Genomic DNA, 19,758 nt, shown 5'->3' on the forward strand with positions numbered 1-19,758 from the left:
TCAGGCGGCGTTCTTGAGTTTCGGGTCCAGCGCATCGCGCAGGCCGTCGCCCATCAAGTTGATTGCCAGCACGCTGAGCAAAATGGTCAAACCAGGCAGGCTCACTACCCACCAGGCGCGTTCGATGTAGTCGCGGGCTGACGCCAGCATGGTGCCCCACTCAGGGGTTGGCGGTTGTACGCCAAGGCCCAGGAAGCCCAGTGCGGCGGCATCGAGGATCGCCGAAGAGAAACTCAAGGTGGCCTGGACGATCAGCGGCGCCATGCAGTTGGGCAGCACGGTGATGAACATCAGGCGGGGCAGGCCGGCGCCGGCGAGGCGGGCGGCAGTCACGTAGTCGCGGTTCAGTTCGCCCATCACCGCAGCGCGGGTCAGGCGGACATAGGACGGCAGCGACACGATGGCAATCGCAATCACGGTGTTGATCAGGCCTGGGCCGAGGATAGCGACGATGGCCACGGCCAGCAGCAGCGACGGCAGGGCCAGCATGATGTCCATCAGGCGCATGATGGTCGGGCCGAGCAAGCGCGGGAAGAACCCGGCGAACAGGCCCAGCAGGATGCCCGGGATCAGCGACATCACCACCGACGACAAGCCGATCAGCAGGGAGAGGCGCGAGCCCTGGATCAGGCGCGAGAGCAAATCACGGCCCAATTCGTCGGTACCCAGCAAGAATTGGATCTGCCCGCCTTCCAGCCACGACGGCGGGGTCAGCAGGAAGTCACGGTATTGCTCGCTCGGGTTATGCGGGGTGACCCACGGCGCGAAGATCGCGCAGAACACGATCACCAGCATGAACAACAGGCCGGCAACCGCGCCTTTGTTCCGGGAGAAGGCTTGCCAGAATTCTTTGTACGGGGACGGATACAGCAGGCTTTGATCGACTGCTGACACGGGAGTAGGTGTGGTCATGGTCTTGATCTCAGCGCTGGTGACGGATGCGTGGGTTGGCGAAGCCGTAGAGGATGTCCACCACGAAGTTCACCAGGATCACCAGGCAGGCGATCAGCAGGATGCCGTTTTGCACCACCGGGTAGTCCCGCGCGCCAATGGCTTCGATCAGCCATTTGCCGATGCCGGGCCACGAGAAGATGGTTTCGGTCAGGACCGCACCGGCCAGCAGCGTGCCCACTTGCAGGCCTACCACGGTCAGTACCGGGATCAGCGCGTTACGCAGGCCGTGTACAAACACGACGCGGGTTGGCGACAGGCCTTTGGCCTTGGCGGTGCGGATGTAGTCTTCACGCAGCACTTCGAGCATCGACGAACGGGTCATCCGCGCGATCACCGCCAGCGGGATGGTGCCGAGCACGATGGCCGGCAGGATCAGGTGGTGCAGGGCATCGAAGAACGCGTCCGGCTCGTCGGCCAGCAGGGTGTCGATCAGCATGAAGCCGGTGCGCGGCTCGATGTCGTACAGCAGGTCGATACGCCCGGAAACCGGGGTCCAGCCCAGGCTGACCGAGAAGAACATGATCAGGATCAGGCCCCACCAGAAGATCGGCATCGAATAGCCCGCCAGGGAGACGCCCATCACCCCATGGTCGAACAGGGATCCTCGTTTCAGGGCCGCGATCACCCCGGCCAACAGGCCCAGGATGCCGGCGAACAACAGGGCGGCCATGGACAGTTCCAGGGTCGCAGGGAAGAGGGCGGTGAATTCGGTCCACACGCTGGTGCGTGTGCGCAGCGATTCGCCGAGGTCGCCGTGGGCAAGTTTGCCTACGTAGTCCAGGTATTGCGCATACAGCGGCTTGTTAAGGCCAAGGCGTTCCATTGCCTGTGCGTGCATCTCGGGGTCGACGCGGCGTTCGCCCATCATGACTTCTACGGGGTCGCCGGGAATCATGCGAATCAACGCAAACGTCAGCAACGTGATGCCGAAAAACGTGGGGATCAGTAACCCCAGTCGGCGGGCAATAAAACTAAACATCTTGTTGTGTACCTCAATCAGCCGGTTAGGCAGGTTCGGCACCGCCCTGGTGGGTGGTGCCGAGCGTTTCTCTTATTTACTTCACCTGGGTAGTGGCGAAGTTATTTGTGGTCAGAGGGCTTTGGGTATAACCCTCGACGTTCTTGCGCATGGCGGTGAACATTTTCGGATAGGCCATGGGGATCCACGGTTGGTCCTTGTCGAAAACGTCCAGTGCTTGTTCATAGAGTGCAGCGCGTTGGGTCGGTTCAGCGACGGCGCGTGCCTTGTCGATCAAGTCTTGAAATTCCTTGTTACACCAGCGGGCGTAGTTTTCGCCGTTTTTCGCTGCATCGCAACTCAGGTTTGGCGTGAGGAAGTTGTCCGGGTCGCCGTTGTCACCGGCCCAGCCGGCGGAAACCATGTCGTGCTCGCCGTTTTTAGCACGCTTGAGCATTTCGCCCCATTCCATGACTTTGATATTCACCTTCAAGCCGATCTGCGCCAGGTCCGCCTGCATGCGCTGGGCGCCGAGCATCGGGTTTGGGTTGGTCGGGCCGCCGCCGTTGCGGGTGAACAGGGTGAATTCGGTGCCTTCCGGTACGCCGGCTTCCTTGAGCAGGGCGCGGGCCTTGTCCAGGTCACGGGGCGGGTTCTTCAGCTTGTCGCTGAAGCCCAGCAGGGTGTTGGGATACGGGCCGGTGGCATCCACAGCGTTGCCTTTGCCGTACAGGGACTCGTTGTAGCCTTTTTTGTCGAACGCAATGTTGATCGCGTGACGCACCCGCGCGTCGCTCATGTACTTGTGGGTGGTGTTCATCGCGGTATAGGCGGTGGTCATCGCCGCCAGTTCCGCGACTTTCAGGTTCGGGTCGGCCTTCATGCTCGGCACGTCATCCGGTTTCGGATACAGCGCGATCTGGCACTCGTTGGCCTTGAGCTTTTGCAGGCGCACGTTGTTGTCGGTGGTGATCGCCAGGATCAGCGGGTCGGCCGGCGGCTTGCCACGGAAATAGTCCGGGTTGGCCTTGAAGCGCACCTGGGCGTCTTTGGCGTAGCGCGTGAAGATGAACGGCCCGGTGCCGATAGGCTTGGCGTTCAGGTCATCGGTCTTGCCGGACTTGAGCAACTGGTCGGCGTATTCGGCGGAGTGGATCGAGGAGAACGCCATGGCCAGGTCAGCCAGGAAAGGGGCTTCAGGACGGGTCAGGGTGAAGACGACGGTGTGATCGTCAGTCTTTTCCACGCTCTTGAGCAGTTCCTTGAAGCCCATGCTTTCGAAGTATGGGTAGCCCACGGTGGACTTTTTATGCCACGGGTGATTCGGGTCCAGCTGGCGCTGGAAGCTCCAGAGCACGTCGTCGGCATTCAGGTTGCGCGTGGGCTTGAAGTAGTCGGTAGTGTGGAACTTGATGTCTTTACGCAGGTGGAACGTGTAGGTCAGGCCGTCTGCGCTGATCTCGGGCAGGGCCTCGGCCAGTGCCGGGATCACTTCGGTGGTGCCGGGCTTGAAGTCTACCAGTCGGTTGAACATGGTTTCAGCGGCGGCGTCAGCGGTGACGGCGGTGGTGTACAGCACCGGATCGAATCCTTCCGGGCTGGCTTCGGTGCAGACCACCAGCGGTTTGGCCGAAACACCGATCGCGACGCTCAACAGCGCGGCGGCAACGGCGGCTTGTAACGGGAGCATTTTCATTCAGGGCCCTCTGCAGTCGATGGAACCAGACAAGCGTAGACGGCAGGCTCGTCCTGAGCCTGCTGTCTACCTGGTGCTAATTAAAGAACTTTGAACGGGATGGTGGTGACCAGACGGAACTCTTTGATGCTGCCGTCGGACTGGAACTCGCTGCCACGGTGCTCAACATAGGTTGCACGCACGGTGGTTGCCTTGAGCGGGCCGCTCTGGATGGCATAAGCGGCGCCTACACCGTATTCCTGGTGTTTTTCGCCGTCTTGAGTCTGGATGCCGTCATAGGCGAACTTGGCACGGCCACCGTTGCCGGTGTAGTGAGTGCCGTCGATGTCCCAGCCGCGTGCCGAGTAGGCGTTGAACTTCAGGCCTGGCACGCCGTATTCGGCCATGTTGATGGCGTAGGCGATCTGGAAGGACTTCTCGTTCGGACCGTTGAAGTCAGAGGTCAAGGAGTTGGCCAGGTAGATGCCGTTGGTTTCGTGCAGGTAGTCGAAGTACTCGTTGCCGTTCACTTGCTGGTACGAGAAGGTCAGGCTGTGAGCCTGGTGAGTCAGGCCCAGGGAGAGGGAGTAGGTATCGTTGTCGATTTTCCCCATCTCTTTTTTGCCTTCATCCACTGTCTTGTAGTAGTTGAAGCCAGTGGTCAGGCCCAGTTGCTGGGCATCGCCCAACTCGTGGGTCGCGCCGAAGTAGTACTGGTTCCAGAAGTCCTTCACGTTGGCGGCGAAGAAGCTGGTTTTCAGGCTTTTCAGCGGCTGGTAGTTCACGCCCAGGGTGGACACCTTGTCGGTTTCCGCGCCATTGCCGTATTCGGTACGGAATTTCGACAGGCTCTGCTCGGAACGTGGCGAAACGCGGTCAAACACGCCGCCCTGGAAGGACAGGTTGCTGAACTCTTCGCTGTTGAAGCTCACACCTTCGAAGCTCGAAGGCAGTGCACGGTTGCCGATGGTGTCGACGATGCCGCTGCTGAAGTTCTGGCGACCGGCGGTCAGCGTGGTGTTGGACACACGGAACTGCACGTTGGCCAGGCCCAGTTTGCTCCATTGGCCTACTGCATCACCGTCGGAGTCCGCCAGGGTACGGTTGGAGCCGCCCTTGATATCACGCTTGCTGCGGTCCAGGACCAGTGCGTTGTACACCGCCACTTCAGTCTTCACGCCCACGGTGCCCTGGGTGAATCCCGAGCTGGCGTTGAGGATGGTGCCCTGTACCCAGTTGGTACGGTTACGGTCGGTCAGGGTCTGGCCGTGCTTCTGGTAGGAAAAGGTGCCCCCACGGTACTTGCTTTCGTGGGAGTACCAGTTACGTGTGGTGCCGCCCAGGCTGAAATCTTCGATAAAGCCTTTGGCCTCGCTTTGGGCGCTGGTGCCGGCCAGAGTGGTCGGAACGAATTCCTGACTCTGGGATTCAGCATAGGCGGTCGCCGTGATGCTGCTGATGGCCAAGGCCAGAAGCGCGGTGCTGCTCAGTTTCATGTGTGAAGCTCCTTTGGTTCTCTTTTTTAATGCCGGTCTTTTTAGGTGAACCGGCTATTGGGTGTGTAACTCGCTCAAGCTTTTGCAAACGTTTGCTGTCGGAAAATTCCCAACACAAGGCTGCACGTTTGCGGGAGAGCCCACTTCGCTCTCCGCAATCCGGTTATTTTCTTATGGGGTGATACTGACGCCCGAGAACACGTTGCGGCCGAAGGGGCTCACTTTGAAACCTTCGACTTTGGCGCTTAACGGCTGGTTGACCGTCGAGTGGGCGACTGGCGTGATCGGCACCTGTGCTTTAAGCAGTTGCTGCGCCTGTTTGTACAGAACCGTCCTTTGTTCGCGGTCGGTCACGACCTTGGCTTGCTTGATCAGCTTGTCGTACGCCGGGTCACACCACATGGAGTAGTTGTTCCCGCCGATGGCGTCGCAGCTGTAGAGGGTGCCCAGCCAGTTGTCCGGGTCACCGTTGTCGCCGGTCCAGCCGATCAGGCTGATATCGTGCTCACCGTTTTTGGTGCGCTTGATGTACTCACCCCATTCGTAGCTGACGATCTTGACCTTGAGGCCGATCTTGGCCCAGTCGTTCTGCAGCATTTCGGCCATCAGCTTGGCGTTCGGGTTGTACGGACGTTGCACCGGCATCGCCCACAGGGTGATCTCGGTGCCTTCCTTCACGCCGGCGGCCTTGAGCAGTTCCTTGGCTTTTTCCGGGTTATAGGCGGCGTCCTTGATGGTGTCGTCGTAAGACCACTGGGTCGGCGGCATGGCGTTGACCGCCAGTTGCCCCGCGCCCTGGTACACGGCATTGAGGATGCTCTGCTTGTTCACCGCCATATCCAGCGCCTGGCGCACTTCGAGCTGGTCGAATGGCTTGTGGCGCACGTTGTAGGCGATGTAGCCGAGGTTGAAACCGGGCTTGGTCAGCAGTTGCAGGTTGGGGTCGGCCTTGAGCGCGTCGACGTCGGCCGGGCGCGGGTGCAGGGTCACCTGGCACTCGTTCGCCTTGAGCTTCTGTACCCGCACCGAGGCGTCGGTGTTGATCGCGAAAATCAGCTGGTCCAGCTTTACACGGCTCGGGTCCCAGTACTGTTTGTTGGCCACATAGCGGATCTGCGAGTCTTTCTGGTAGCGCTGAAACACAAAGGGGCCAGTGCCGATCGGCTTCTGGTTGATGTCGCTCGGCTTGCCTTCCTTGAGCAACTGCGCGGCGTACTCGGCCGACAGGATCGAGGCGAAGCTCATGGCGATGTTCTGGACAAACGCGGCGTCGACCGAGTTGAGGGTGATCACCACGGTGTGTGGGTCGGTTTTTTCGACCTTGGCAATGTTCTTGTTCAGGCTCATCCCGTTGAAGTACGGAAACTCGGTGGGGTAGGCCTTGCGAAACGGATGGTCGGGGTCAAGCATGCGATTGAAGGTGAACAGCACGTCGTCGGCGTTGAAGTCGCGCGTCGGCTTGAACTCCTTGTTGCTGTGGAACTTCACCCCTTCACGCAGATGAAAGGTGTAGGTCAGGCCGTCTGGCGAAATATCCCACTTGGTCGCCAAACCGGGCACCACATTGGTCGCACCTTTTTCAAACTCCACCAGGCGGTTGTACAGCGGCTCGGCCGCATCGTTATCGGTAGCGGTGGTGTATTGCGCGGTGTCGAAGCCGGCCGGGCTGCCTTCGGAGCAGAACACCAGGCTCTTCTTGTCGGCGGCCTGGCCCAGGGTGGCCACAGCCAGCAGGCTGGTGGCGAACATCGCGGATAGAACGGTGGTATGGCGCATGACGATCCCAATCCTTGTTTGTAGTTGTCATCAGTGAACAATCACCCTGTTCCCACAGGGAGACACCACTGATCCCACGCTCGGCAAATGCCTTAACAGACGGATGCGGCTGTTATCCGACGACGTTATGGGTCGTGGACTTCACAGTAAATGCATCAAATCTGATTGACGTTGTAGGTAACGGAGTCAGGGATCGCGGTTCGTTGCTGTAGGACAGTAGCGAATACGGATGTGGCTGGTTTCCTACGGTCAAGGCGAATGCAACAACGGCGACGCCATGGGCGTCGCCGTCGAGGATTCTTACTTGCCGCTGACGCTGACGCCGTAGAAGGAGTTCAAGCCAAACGGGCTGATCTTGAAGTCCTGTACGGTGTTGCGCATGGGTTGATACACCGTCGAGTGCGCGATAGGTGTGTAAGGCAGTTCTTTCTTGAGGAGTTGCTGCGCCTGTTTGTACAGATCGGTGCGCTTGGCGACGTCCGTGGTCGACTTGGCCTGACTGATCAGGTCGTCGTACTGCTTGTTGCTGAACTTGGAGAAGTTGTTGCCGTTCAGTGCCGAGGTGGCAAAGAGGGTGCCCAACCAGTTGTCCGGGTCACCATTGTCACCGCTCCAGCCAATGATCATGGCCTGGTTCTCGCCACCTTTGGAACGCTTGATGTACTCGCCCCACTCGTAGCTGACGATGTTGACCTTCAGGCCGATCTGTTTCCAGTCGCTTTGCAGCATCTCGGCCATCAGCTTGGCGTTCGGGTTGTACGGACGCTGAACCGGCATGGCCCACAGGGTGATCTCGGTGCCTTCCTTGATACCGGCTTCCTTGAGCAGTTCCTTGGCTTTTGCAGGATCGTACTTGGCATCCTTGATGGTGGTGTCATACGACCATTGGGTTGGCGGCATGGCATTCACGGCCAATTGGCCCGCGCCCTGGTACACCGAGTCGATGATCTGCTGCTTGTTCACCGACATGTCCAGCGCCTGGCGTACCCGCAGGTCGGCCAATGGGTTCGGTGCGGTCTGGCCCTTGAGCACCGGCATCACGTTGTAGGCGATGTAGCCCAGGTTGAAGCCGGCCTGGTGCGGCATCAGCATGTCCTTGTCCGCTTCCAGGGGCTTGATGTCCGCCGGGCGAGGATAGGCCGTGATCTGGCACTCATTCTTCTTCAGCTTCTGGATGCGCACCGAGGCGTCGGTGGAGATCGAGAAGATCAGGTTATCGACCTTGACGTCTTCAGGCTTCCAGTAGTCCTTGTTGCCGGTGAAGCGGATGTTGGAGTCTTTCTGGTAGCTCTTGAACACGAACGGGCCAGTGCCGATTGGCTTCTGGTTGATGTCCGAGGCTTTGCCTTCCTTCAGCAGCTGGGCCGCGTATTCGGCCGACTGGATGGACGCGAAGCTCATCGCCAGGTTCTGGATAAAGGCGGCGTCCACGGTGCCCAGGGTGAACTTGACGGTGTGGTCGTCGACTTTCTCGATGTTCTTGATGTTCTTGTCCATCTCCATGTCGGAGAAGTACGGGAACTCGGTAGGGTAGGCTTTGCGGAACGGATCGTCCTTGTTGATCATGCGGTTGAACGTGAAGAGCACGTCATCGGCATTGAATTCACGCGTCGGCTTGAAGTACGGGGTGGTGTGGAACTTGACGCCTTCGCGCAGGTGGAAGGTGTACGTCAGGCCATCCGGGGAAACGTCCCAACTGGTGGCCAGGCCAGGAATCACGGCGGTGCCGCCACGTTCGAACTGGCTCAGACGGTTGAACACGGTTTCGGCCGAGGCATCGAAGTCTGTTCCGGTAGTGTACTGGCCTGGATCGAAACCGGCCGGGCTCCCTTCGGAGCAGAACACCAGGTTAGTCGCCGCGTGGGCGAAAGGGGCTGCGGCCATAAGGCCAGCACTAACGAGTAACGGAAGGACTGCGTGTTTAAGCATGTTGGCCTCATGATTTGTTGTCATTTTTGGTGGTGAGGGCGACCTCGTGAGTCGGCCTGCGGATACTTATGCAGGGGCCATACCCATTGCAAGATGCTGAACCGTTAGGAGGCTGAAACAGTGGTACGAACGTACAGGAATGTCGCATTTATGAAAGTTTCTACATAAATGCATATATATAGAGGTTTTTTTCGGTGCGTGACGCGCACCAAAAAAGCCCAATCGAGGCGTCTAACGCACCCGATTGGGGCGAGGTTGTTACTTATCTAGACTTACGCCATAGAAGGGTGTCAGGCCGAATGGGCTGATTTTGAAGTCCCGGACTTCCTTGCGCAGGGGCTGGAAAACCGTCGAGTTCGCAATAGGCGTTATAGGTACTTGTTCCTTAAGGATTTTTTGCGCCTGTTGATACCACTTGATGCGTTGCTCGCGGTCATTGCTGACCTTGGCCTGCTGCACCAGCTTGTCGTAGGCCGGGTTACACCACTTGGCGTAGTTGCTGCCTTTGACCGCGGCACAACTGTAGAGCACGCCGAGCCAGTTATCCGGGTCGCCATTGTCGCCGGTCCAGCCATAAATCATCGCGTCGTGCTCGCCATTTTTGGCGCGTTTGATGTATTCGCCCCATTCATAGCTGACGATATTGGCTTTGATGCCGACCTTTTCCCAATCCTGCTGGATCATCTGCGCCGACATGCGTGCGTTGGGGTTCGACGCGCGTTGCACGGTCATCGCCCACAGGTTGATGGTGGTGCCGGGAGCGATGCCTGCTTCTTTCAGTAGCGCCCGCGCCTTGGTCGGGTCGTAGGGCGCGTCCTTGATGTTTGGGTCATAAGACCACTGGGCCGGCGGCAGGGCGTTCTGCGCCAATTGTCCGGCGCTCTGGTACACGGCCTTGATGATCGCCGGCTTGTCGATGGCCATGTCCAGGGCCTGGCGCACCTTGAGCTGGTCCAGCGGTGGGTGCGTCACGTTGTAGGCGAGAAAGCCCAGGTTGAACCCGGCTTGTTGCTGCACTCGCAGGTTCGGGTCCTGTTTCATCACGTCGATGTCCGCCGGGCGCGGGTAGCCGCTGACCTGACACTCACCGGCCTTGAGCTTCTGCAGGCGAGCGGCGGCGTCCGGGGTGATGGCGAACACCAGGTTGTCGAGCTTCACGTCTTCGGGCTTCCAATACTGTTTATTGGCGGCGTAGCGAATCTGCGAGTCCTTCTGGTAGCGCTTGAACACGAACGGGCCGGTGCCCACCGGTTTCTGGTTGATCTGTTCGGCGTTGCCTTCCTTTAATAGCTGGGCTGCATATTCGGCGGACTGCACCGAAGCGAAACTCATGGCCAGGTTCTGCACGAACGACGCATCCACATTGTTCAGGTTGAAACGCACGGTGTGGTCGTCAAGTTTTTCGACGCTCTTGATCGTGGTGTTCAAGCCCATGTCGGTGAAGTACGGCGACTCGGAAGGGTAAGCCTTGCGGAATGGACTTTCGGCGTCCAGCAGGCGATTGAAGGTGAACAGCACATCATCCGCGTTGAAGTCGCGGGTAGGGGTGAAGAAATCGGTGGTGTGGAACTTGACGCCATCCCGCAGGTGGAAGGTGTAGGTCAGGCCGTCTTGGGAGATGTCCCAGCTTGTCGCCAAGCCAGGTTCGACTTCGGTGCCGCCGCGCTTGAACTGCGTCAGGCGGTTGAACACGGTTTCGGCCGAGGCATCGAAGTCGGTGCCGCTGGTGTACTGGCTGGGGTCGAAACCGGCGGGGCTGGCTTCGGAGCAGTAGACCAGGGTGCTGGCCGCATGGGCCATCGGCGTAAAGGCCAGGAGGCCGGCAGCGAGGAGGAGCGGTTTGAAGGCGATTCTTTCCATGGAGACCCCTGAAGTGGCAGGCATAAAGGCTGCCCAGACGAAAACGGCGGAACCGAGGTTACCGCCGTTCCAGGGGATGTTTAAATAATCATTTCACTACGAGTGTGAGTTCAATGTTGGACGGTGCGTGTTTATCAATCACGTAAGTATTGTCGGCGTCGTAGATCTCGTTGCTTTCGGTGATGCTGAAGGTCCGTTTGGTGGTGATCTCAACTCCCGGGATTTTGTAACGCTCAGCGTCTGGTTGGCTGATAGTGTTCGTACTCACAAAATGAACCTTGGCGCGTTTCGTCTGCGCGTCGTATTCGATGGTGACCTCCGTATCTTTTCCGCCCAGGTAAAATCCGTCCTTCAACCCGCCTGAGTCCTGGTTCAGGTAGTTCGAGGCCGGCGCCAGAGAGCCTTGGTGAGCCACTTCGGAAATACGTGCCCGCAATACCGGGTCAGGGATGAGCGCCTCAAATTGGCGAAGTCTTTCCGCCGTTTTTTCAAGGCCATCGTTTGCGGTGCTCTTGAGTACGGTGCGCGTTTCATTCGTGCCGTCCCTGACGACGACTGAATAATTGAAGCGGGACAGGTCCTTGGTAAATTGTTCCGAGTATTGGCTCGAGCTGAAATCTGATGGTCCGGCAGTTTCCGTCAGGCCGACCTCGAAGTTGTCCTCTGCCAAGTCCCATGAAATACCGAGTTTGGTTTTTATGACACCGCTCTCTTCGATATTGCGTATGGAGTACTCGTAGCTGACGCGGTCGTCCACGGACAGGAATTCATCGATCTGTTCGGCACCGTCGAGTTTTTTGCCCTCCAAATCAATAAATGCGTCGGAAATTTTTGGCGCTGACTTGGCTGTTTCTGTCGGCGATGACGAAAGCCGCGTCCAAGGCCACTTTCCACCCGGGCCAAGGCCGCGTGCCCATTCGCCGTCAGGTGTGGCGTGTACGGTCATCACCGGCTTACCCGTATCACGGTTGATGATCTGTACATAGTCATTACTCAGCTTGAAGTCGCCTTTGATCTCGAATATCTGGCGAATACCGGTGGTATCGGTATAGCGAATAAACCAATGGTCCTCTCCGGACACATCATCTTTAACCTGATAAATGCCTTTGCCATTGCGTGTGGCGTTTTCAATGAGGCTTTCGCCATCCGGCACCGCGTATGCGCTGATGTTGCCCGCCTGGCTGGGTTGCAACCGGTTTGCGTCAGAGAGCGATTTTGGGCCTCTGGGCTGCGGATTTTCTACCTGAGGGGACTCACCCGGGGATGGGGCGGCCGGGTTTTCCTCCGATAGTTTGAAAGGATCCTCCACGCGCCCGCTGGCCCCGACCGAAAACAGCGTATTCAGCAGGCCATCGAACGCTTTGGACGCACCGTCCTTGCGCTCGGCCTCGGTGTCGCCGGACGATGCTTTTTCCGCGCCCAGTGTCAGTTCAGTCAACCCGGTGACGACGGCGGCGACCGCTACCGGCGCTGCGATGGGCGCCAGTTTCGCCAACAGGCCCGCTGCCACGGTAATGTCGTTCAGCCACGTGTCCCTGATCACCTCGCTGTTGGACTTGATCACCGTGTCGGCATCACTTTTCATGCGTTCTTTGGTGCTGGTCGTGACGGTGTGGAACACGTCCCCTTCGATTTTCGAGTGGCTGTCATCGATCGCCGGGTCTTTCAGTTTTCCGGTCGACATTTTGTCGAACAACGTACTCAAACCCTCGGTTTTCTCACCAACGTGGGTAAACCAAAGGATGGGCATGAGTACTTTGGCCGCGCGCGCGCCGAAGCCGGCTTCATGGTCCTGGCGATAAATCAGCGGGAAGTGGGAGAGCAAGTCTTCGCGTTTCTTGGGATCTTTGGTTTGGTCCACGACCCATTGGTTCAGCTTTTCCAGGGAGTCAAACCTCAAAAAAGCGGGTTCGGCACCTGGCATGGACAGTACCTGCCGGCCATCGGCAGCGCTGAATCGCACCATGTCGCTGGAGGTAAAACCATGGAGGCTGAAGGCATGTGCCCGGGTGGTGCCTTTGTCGGGATTGCCGGCCTTGAGTTGCTCGATAGTGAGCGGTGCATACTCATCGACTGGCAGATTGGACGCGGCGCCCATCACCAGGCGGTAGTCGTCGCGGGTGAATTTATGCTCGGGGGCTTGCAGTGCTCGCTCGGCGGGCGACCTGGCGTCGTTGGCCTTGAGTTGCTTGCGGGCCTGGTAAACGAATTCGCCCTTGATTGCGACTTCGTAGTTCTCGGATTGGGTGCTCCAGAAATGATCGATTTTCTGGGTCATCTCGGCCTGGAAGTCGGTTTTCCAGCTCGCGTGCATGAGGGCGGATGGCGCCAGCGGGAACTGGTTGTGAGCGCCGTACCCGCCTTTTGTGCTTTGACCGGGGCCATCCAGGTATAAACCGGCGTCCAGGTCCAGGTTGCCCGGCACCCCGTCATGTTCGTTGAAGTTTTTCAGCAGTGCATCGGGCAGGCGCAGCGAAGAGTAAGGCTCTTCACCGGGATGCTCCCAGCCGGTCACGGTGGCCGAGTCTGCGCTGAGGGGCGTGCTGGCGGTCTTGAAGCGGTTCAGGAAGATCGTATCTGCATCGACGTGCTTGCCGGTCAATTGGAAAATAAGCTTTTCTGCCCATTTTTTGGCTTCCTCCCGAGTATTGGGCAGTTGGGTGGCAACGTTGACCGCCAAGCGTTTGTATTCCAGGGCGTGGGGTGCGCCGAGGTAGAACCTGGCGGCATCTTGTCTTTGTACCGCCAGCGCGTGAGTCGAGCGCTTGCTGGCCGGGCGTATGGGGTCATCGGCTGGAATGGGGTCGAAGGCGTTCTGGTGCCGCAGATGCTTGATTTGCTCGTTGGCCTGGGAGGGGGTTTCAGGCAGCGGTATTCCCTGGAAGTTGGCGACCACCTTCGTGCTGACCCGGGTTGAACCATCCGCTAGCCTCACGCGCAGAGGGTCTCTGTTTTCGGGGGCAATCACTTTTGCAGCGGCCAGCAACGGACCTGAAATCTGGCCCCAGCCCGATGTGTCCGACAGGGTAAAGGTTCTGGTTTTTCCATCCTCTTCTACCGAAAGCGTGCCTTTTGCCGGGTCGACTGAAAGCATAGTGGATGCGCCGATCTTTTGATCGCGCAACCAGGACTGAACCACTGGGTGCTCCACTTGGGCCCGATACAGTTCCAGCCATTGCCCCAACGTACTCTGCGCAGGAACCGTGATCAGGCCGGGCGTTTTGTTCTGGGTTTTGTTTTGCACTGCTTCAAGATAGGCGTTGAGCAACGCGGTCTCATGGGGAGATGAAGGGGCGGGGTCGTTTGTTGGAGCCTTTACCTTCGCTGGTTGGTTTGACAAACCGTAGGGAGAGTGCGGCGGGATGGGCGCTTTGTAACGAAGGGGGATAATCATAAAGCGGGTTCTCGTGAAGTAAACAACGTCTATGCAGCACTCCCTGTGACTGCTCCGTTGTGTGTGTCGCGAAAGCCCGATGATTGATTCCAGCCGATTATGCTGCGAAGCATTACCTCGAAAGGTAAAGCTTCCCACAAAAAAAGGCGCAGTCCTTTTCGGAGTGCGCCTTTTTCACCGCAGGCTTCGGAAATTATTGCAAGACTTCAATCACGCCGTCGGCACTCATGTTCACCTGGCTTGTGCCAGCTTCCACTTCAGGCGTGGGCGCCGAATCGGCCATGGCGGCCTTCATCATCATCCCGCCATTACGCGCGTAGGGCATCGGGTAACCGTTGGTATTGAAGTTCAGGTTGACGATCTTGTAACCCTTGCCGCCCAGTGCGTCGGTGGCCAGTTGCGCGCGGGCCTTGAAGGCGGCGACGGCGTCCTTGAGCAGCGCATCTTCGCTGGCCTTGCGCGTGGCGTCGGCGATGGCGAAGTCCATGTTTTCCATTTTCAGGGTGTTCAGCAGTTCGCCGGTGAGCTTGGACAGCGCCGGGAAGTCCGCGCTTTCCAGGCGCAGTTCGGCCCGTTCGCGCCAGCCGGTGATCTTCTGGTTCTTGCTGTCGTAGATCGGGTAACTGTTGCGGCTGCCCTGACGCAGGGTCACGCCTTTGACTTCGCGGGCTTCAGCGAGGGCTTTGTTCATGGTGTTGGTGATTTCGGCAGCGAGCTTGGCCGGGTCGCTGTTCTGGGATTCGGTGTAGAGGGTGACGATCATCTTGTCGCGAGCCACTTCCTGGCTGACCTCGGCCCGCAGGGAAATCTGGTTGTAATTCAGTGCATCGGCAGCCAGCGCGGGGAGGCTGGCGAGGGTGGCGACACCGAGGGTGATAACGGCTGCACTGCGAGTGAAACGAGACATGGAAGCTCCTTGGGGTTGTGCGTGTTCGGTATGACTGTAGACGGTGGTGTCGGGTTCTTCGGGTTTACACATTACCAACAAGTTTTGGTGGGCCCGACGAACGGTCATCTACCTAGCCTGCGGCAAAGAGCCACACAGGCCGTGGGAAGGGGGCTGCTTCGTTTATACTCCTGCCGATCCGCCTGCAGCGCTCATCGGGAGAGCCCATGCTCGCCGCCGTAAAACTGACTTCCGCCACTCGCCAGAACCTCTGGCGCCTGACGTTCATCCGCACTCTGGTACTGGCCGCCCAGGCTGGTTCTGTCGGGCTTGCCTATTGGTTCGACCTGTTGCCGCTGCCCTGGCTGCAACTGGCCGTGACCCTCGGTTTCTCCATCGTGCTCTGTGTGTTCACGGCCATCCGCCTGCGCACGACATGGCCGGTGACCGAGTTGGAATATGCCCTGCAACTGGCCTGCGACCTGTTTATCCACAGTGTGTTGCTGTATTTCTCCGGCGGTTCCACCAACCCGTTCGTTTCGTATTACCTGGTGCCGCTGACCATCGCCGCCGTGACTTTGCCGTGGCGTTATTCGGTGGTGCTCTCGGGCATCGCCCTGACGCTCTACACCTTGTTGCTCGCGCGCTTCTACCCGTTGCAGACCTTTCCCATCGCGCGGGAAAACCTGCAGATTTACGGGATGTGGCTGAGCTTTGCTCTGTCCGCGGCGGTCATCACGTTCTTTGCCGCGCGCATGGCCGAAGAGCTGCGCCGCCAGGAAGAGTTGCGCGCCATCCGCCGCGAAGAAGGCCTGCGCGATCAGCAGTTGCTTGCCGTTGCCACCCAGGCTGCCGGCGCGGCCCATGAGTTGGGCACACCGCTGGCGACCATGAGCGTGTTGCTCAAGGAAATGACCCAGGACCACCACGACCCGGCCTTGCAGGACGATCTGAGTGTGTTGCAGGAACAGGTCAAGCAGTGCAAACAGACTTTGCAACAGCTGGTGCGTGCCGCCGAAGCCAATCGCCGCCTGGCCGTGGAGATGCAGGACGTGACCCGGTGGCTCGACGAAGCCCTGAACCGCTGGCACCTGATGCGTCCTGAAGCCAGTTACCGTTTTCATCTATTGGGCCAAGGCAGCGTGCCGCGTCTGGCGCCGCCGCCGGACCTGACCCAGGCATTGCTCAACCTGCTGAACAATGCTGCCGACGCCTGTCCCGAAGGGTTGGGCGTACAGCTGGACTGGGACGCGGAAAATGTGACCATCAGTATTCGCGACCACGGCGCGGGCGTGCCACTGGCCATTGCCGAGCAGATTGGCAAACCCTTCTTTACCACCAAGGGCAAAGGCTTCGGCCTGGGCCTGTTCTTGAGCAAGGCCAGCGTGACCCGCGCGGGCGGCTCAGTGAAGCTCTATAGTCATGAGGAAGGCGGCACGCTCACCGAGCTGCGCCTGCCCCGTGTCGCACGAGGAGATATCGATGAGTGACGAGATCCAAGTCGAAGGCGAAGAACTGCCGCACCTGTTGCTGGTAGATGACGACGCCACCTTTACCCGCGTGATGGCGCGTGCCATGAGCCGTCGCGGTTTTCGCGTGAGCACCGCTGGCTCCGCCGAAGAAGGCTTGATCCTGGCTCAGCAGGACTTGCCGGACTATGCCGCGCTTGATCTGAAAATGGATGGCGATTCGGGCCTGGTGCTGTTGCCCAAGCTGCTGGAACTCGACCCGGAAATGCGCGTGGTGATCCTCACCGGTTATTCCAGCATCGCCACCGCCGTCGAGGCCATCAAGCGGGGTGCCTGCAACTACCTGTGCAAGCCGGCGGATGCCGACGACGTGCTGGCCGCCTTGCTCTCCGAGCATGCTGACCTCGATACGCTGGTGCCGGAAAACCCGATGTCGGTGGACCGTCTGCAGTGGGAACACATCCAGCGGGTGTTGACCGAACATGAGGGCAATATCTCCGCCACTGCCCGTGCCCTGGGCATGCACCGCCGTACGTTGCAACGTAAATTGCAGAAGCGTCCGGTACGGCGCTGATCGGGTTGCCTGATACAAAGGGAAATAGCCGGGGGACCCGGCTATTTCGAGAGGCCCTCAACTGAAATAGTTGGGAAATGTGTTAGGGCCAAGGTACAGGAAGTTCGACGGTTTCAGCTTGATCTCCTTTGGCATCCTCAGCTCGACGAACGGGCTGCCGGCGGTGATGGCGCCGAGCTCCTCGGGAGCCTGGTCAGTGCTGAATATCACCATGTAATCCCCCCTGCCCACGTAGCGTTCGTTCCCCAGAAACAACAGGTCTTCGACGTTTTCACCATTGAACTTTTGGCCTGGAGGGTTCACGTAGATACCGCCCTTCGAGCCTGCACGCGTTGCGCCTCGTGTCGCATCCGTAATGGCTTGCCCTTGGGCGATCGCCTCCGCGCCGGCCTTGTCGGTGTAGTGAATGTAAACGGGCTGCCCGTTGTAAGTGCCCGAATCCAGGATGGATTGCCAATCCTGATGGTTGATCAATGGCGCTTTTGCTGAAATGCCCGGCGCCGCATTTTCCTTTGCGATCGGGCCTTTTGGTTGCGCGGATTTGATGACTTTCTTGCCACCGCCTTTCAGCGTGTTTAATCGCCATTCGCCGTGACCAGCCGATTCCAAAAACATCACGGTTTTCTGGGTAGCGGGATCAATGACCCGAACGTATCCGTTCGCGATTTTATAGTTGCGGTCTATTTCAAATACGCGGCTGATGCCGGTGCCGTCGGTGTAGTGAACATAGAACTTTTCCCCTACTTGATACGTACCGTCCCCTCTCAGAGCGCGACCTTCAAGCAGTGAGTCAGGCAGAGCGTGGGCGCTGAAGTCAGGCAGCGGCTGGCGAGGCGCCGGTACGCGGGATTCTGCGCTGGAGACCTGTGTATACGACACTTCGGGGCGGTTCATCGCGGGCTTATCGTTGATGGTTACGGTCTCGGACTCGATCTTGCCGGCGGCGCCTTTCGTTACCTTGCCCGCTCTTGCAATATGAGGAATCACAGCGGTGGCGGCATTGAAAGTCCCGAACACGATTCGTTCAGTGCCCTGGGGCTTTCCGTGTGCCTTGTCGTCAATACCGATGACGGTGGTAGTACCCCCGTCAGCCAGGTAGAACAGATCCAGCGCCAAGCCAACCTCGGGCATCACCAACGCCAACGGGGTAAGAAACAAGGCGAATTTCCTGGTTTTTTTCAGGCCCGACAGAATGCTGTTTTTGGCGACATCTGCATTACTGGTGATCTCGACATCGGCATCGGCATAAGAGCGATCTTTCTGGCGCTTCGTGATTTCATCGAACGGCAGGTTACTGGGCTCTGTGGTGATGTAGGTTTGCGGGTCCCAGAAGCCGGAAAAGGCCCGGTGATCGTAGTTGAACAGCCCACCCGGGGTTTCACGCTTTTGCGGCCAGGTGCCTAGCCCTGCCAGGGTTTCGTCGTCACCGGCCCTGGCCAACCCGTTGGGTTCGTCTTTCAAGGCAAAGTGCAACTCCATGGCATTACGTTTGGCCGGGTCGGCCATTTGCTCTGCCAGCCAGGTCTTCATCTCGGCCTGGCTGTTGAAGCTGTGCAGCGGCGAAGAATTTCCGGGGATGTAGAGCAAGGTCAACGCCGGCGTGCTCTTGGTATCCGTGATGTACATGAGGTCGGTGGACTGATAATGACCGACTTTGAGCAAGCCCATTTCAATGTTGGGGTCCTTGGGCGGATTCTTCTGCAAGTCCTCATATTTCACGTCCGGCCACGATTCCTGATGACCGGACAACCCGGCAGCCCGCATGATCAGCTCGCGACCTTGCTCTGTCAGCGTGCCTTCCTGGTGTTGGGCCATGGCGGATTTGACGAAAGAGGCTTTGGCCAGCACGGGGTATTTTTCCCGGTGCCGGCTCCAGAAGTCGTCCAGATACTCTTTGTACGGCTTTTGATAATCAGCCGTTTTGATCAGTTGCCTGAGCTCTGCCGGCTTGATACCGCTTTCGTTGCTTGCGTTGTAGGCTTTTGCAGGCTCTCCGGGGGACTCTTTATAAATGCCTTGAAAGATATGGGTGATGTCGGCCTTTTCCGTGCCGGGATCGGACCGACTGGAAAAGTCGAACGGGCCTGGTGTGCGGATGTCCAGGTCCGGTTTGACGATGACGTCCGGGCCTCCCGCGAAGTAGGGCACTGAAAAACCTTGTCCCGAGGGCGCCTCCTGCGTGTTCTGTATAAGCGCCTGGGTCAACGAGATGCGTTGAATGACTTTCGCCGGGTAAGGTTTTTCTCCGGTGGTGTTGTATTCGAACGTCACCAGGTAAGTGTTATCGGGGTCGACGCCCCACTTTTTTTTGTCTTCGGGGGATAGGGCCTTTTGTACAAAACTCGCGAATAGAGTCTTTAAGAAGCTTGAAGCTTCCTGCTCGGCGCTGTTGAACGAGTTACTGATGTCTTGCGTGATGGGGTCGATATTGATGTTGACACCCAGGTCGACCGACGCGGGTGTTTTTTCACCCACACCGACGCGCTTGCCCGGGTCAGGATTGACGCTCACTTCTTCATAGCCATCCCCTGAGGGTGTCGATTTGACTGTCTGCACGACCTCTTGGTCTTTCGGTTCGCTGGCGTCAATCGAGCGTTTCTGACGAACATTGTTGTTTTCCTGCTGCGAAAGGGGGGAGTCAGGCGCGGGATACAGGCTGAAACGTTGGGTGGCAATCTGCATAGGGCAAGTCTCGGACAGGAACGTTTATTGGCGGTCTCTTGTGTGGTGAGGGTGTAGGTAACGTTCCATTGCTTGTGCCGCCCTTTTTTTCTGAGTAAGACAAGT

The 19,758-nt window shown here is 58.5% G+C and carries 12 protein-coding genes; 2 read left to right on the forward strand and 10 right to left on the reverse strand.

All coding sequences use genetic code 11. From position 1 onward, the window contains the following. From ACW9IN_RS07860 to ACW9IN_RS07900, 9 genes are all read right to left on the reverse strand, one after another. Positions 1-912, reverse strand: a complete 912-nt coding sequence (locus ACW9IN_RS07860; protein WP_457365341.1) for an ABC transporter permease subunit — start codon at positions 910-912, stop codon at positions 1-3. Positions 913-922: 10 nt separating this feature from the next. Next, positions 923-1,933, reverse strand: a complete 1,011-nt coding sequence (locus tag ACW9IN_RS07865) for an ABC transporter permease subunit (RefSeq protein ID WP_457365342.1) — start codon at positions 1,931-1,933, stop codon at positions 923-925. Between the two features lie 76 nt (positions 1,934-2,009). Next, a complete protein-coding gene (locus ACW9IN_RS07870) occupies positions 2,010-3,608 on the reverse strand; it encodes an ABC transporter substrate-binding protein (RefSeq protein ID WP_457365343.1) in 1,599 nt (532 codons plus the stop codon). An 80-nt stretch (positions 3,609-3,688) separates the two neighbouring features. Beyond that, the gene (locus ACW9IN_RS07875) at positions 3,689-5,083 is read right to left on the reverse strand and encodes an OprD family outer membrane porin (protein ID WP_457365344.1); all 1,395 of its coding nucleotides are present in this window, start codon (positions 5,081-5,083) and stop codon (positions 3,689-3,691) included. A gap of 171 nt (positions 5,084-5,254) precedes the next feature. Beyond that, complete coding sequence (locus ACW9IN_RS07880) at positions 5,255-6,832, reverse strand: ABC transporter substrate-binding protein (protein WP_457365450.1); 1,578 nt, start codon at positions 6,830-6,832, stop codon at positions 5,255-5,257. Between the two features lie 327 nt (positions 6,833-7,159). Further along, on the reverse strand, positions 7,160-8,788 hold the full coding sequence (locus tag ACW9IN_RS07885; RefSeq protein ID WP_457365345.1) for an ABC transporter substrate-binding protein: 1,629 nt from the start codon (positions 8,786-8,788) through the stop codon (positions 7,160-7,162). Positions 8,789-9,046: 258 nt separating this feature from the next. Continuing rightward, positions 9,047-10,648 (reverse strand): ABC transporter substrate-binding protein, encoded by a 1,602-nt coding sequence (locus ACW9IN_RS07890; RefSeq protein ID WP_457365346.1) that lies wholly within the window; start codon positions 10,646-10,648, stop codon positions 9,047-9,049. 88 nt (positions 10,649-10,736) lie between these two features. After that, a complete protein-coding gene (locus ACW9IN_RS07895; protein ID WP_457365347.1) occupies positions 10,737-13,916 on the reverse strand; it encodes a dermonecrotic toxin domain-containing protein in 3,180 nt (1,059 codons plus the stop codon). A gap of 319 nt (positions 13,917-14,235) precedes the next feature. Further along, entirely contained in the window at positions 14,236-14,949 is a 714-nt protein-coding gene (locus tag ACW9IN_RS07900; RefSeq protein ID WP_457365348.1) for an SIMPL domain-containing protein, read from the reverse strand. 206 nt (positions 14,950-15,155) lie between these two features. Here ACW9IN_RS07900 and ACW9IN_RS07905 point away from each other — a divergent pair, with 206 nt between their 5' ends. Both ACW9IN_RS07905 and ACW9IN_RS07910 read left to right on the forward strand, forming a co-directional pair. Continuing rightward, complete coding sequence (locus ACW9IN_RS07905; protein ID WP_457365349.1) at positions 15,156-16,418, forward strand: ATP-binding protein; 1,263 nt, start codon at positions 15,156-15,158, stop codon at positions 16,416-16,418. Then, a complete protein-coding gene (locus ACW9IN_RS07910) occupies positions 16,411-16,971 on the forward strand; it encodes a response regulator transcription factor (protein ID WP_457365350.1) in 561 nt (186 codons plus the stop codon). Before ACW9IN_RS07905 ends, ACW9IN_RS07910 begins: the two co-directional genes overlap by 8 nt. Positions 16,972-17,028: 57 nt before the next feature. Here ACW9IN_RS07910 and ACW9IN_RS07915 read toward each other — a convergent pair whose 3' ends face one another. Continuing rightward, the gene (locus ACW9IN_RS07915; protein ID WP_457365351.1) at positions 17,029-19,653 is read right to left on the reverse strand and encodes a dermonecrotic toxin domain-containing protein; all 2,625 of its coding nucleotides are present in this window, start codon (positions 19,651-19,653) and stop codon (positions 17,029-17,031) included. Positions 19,654-19,758: the final 105 nt, after the last annotated feature.

The organism is Pseudomonas sp. SDO5271_S396, from assembly GCF_054071795.1.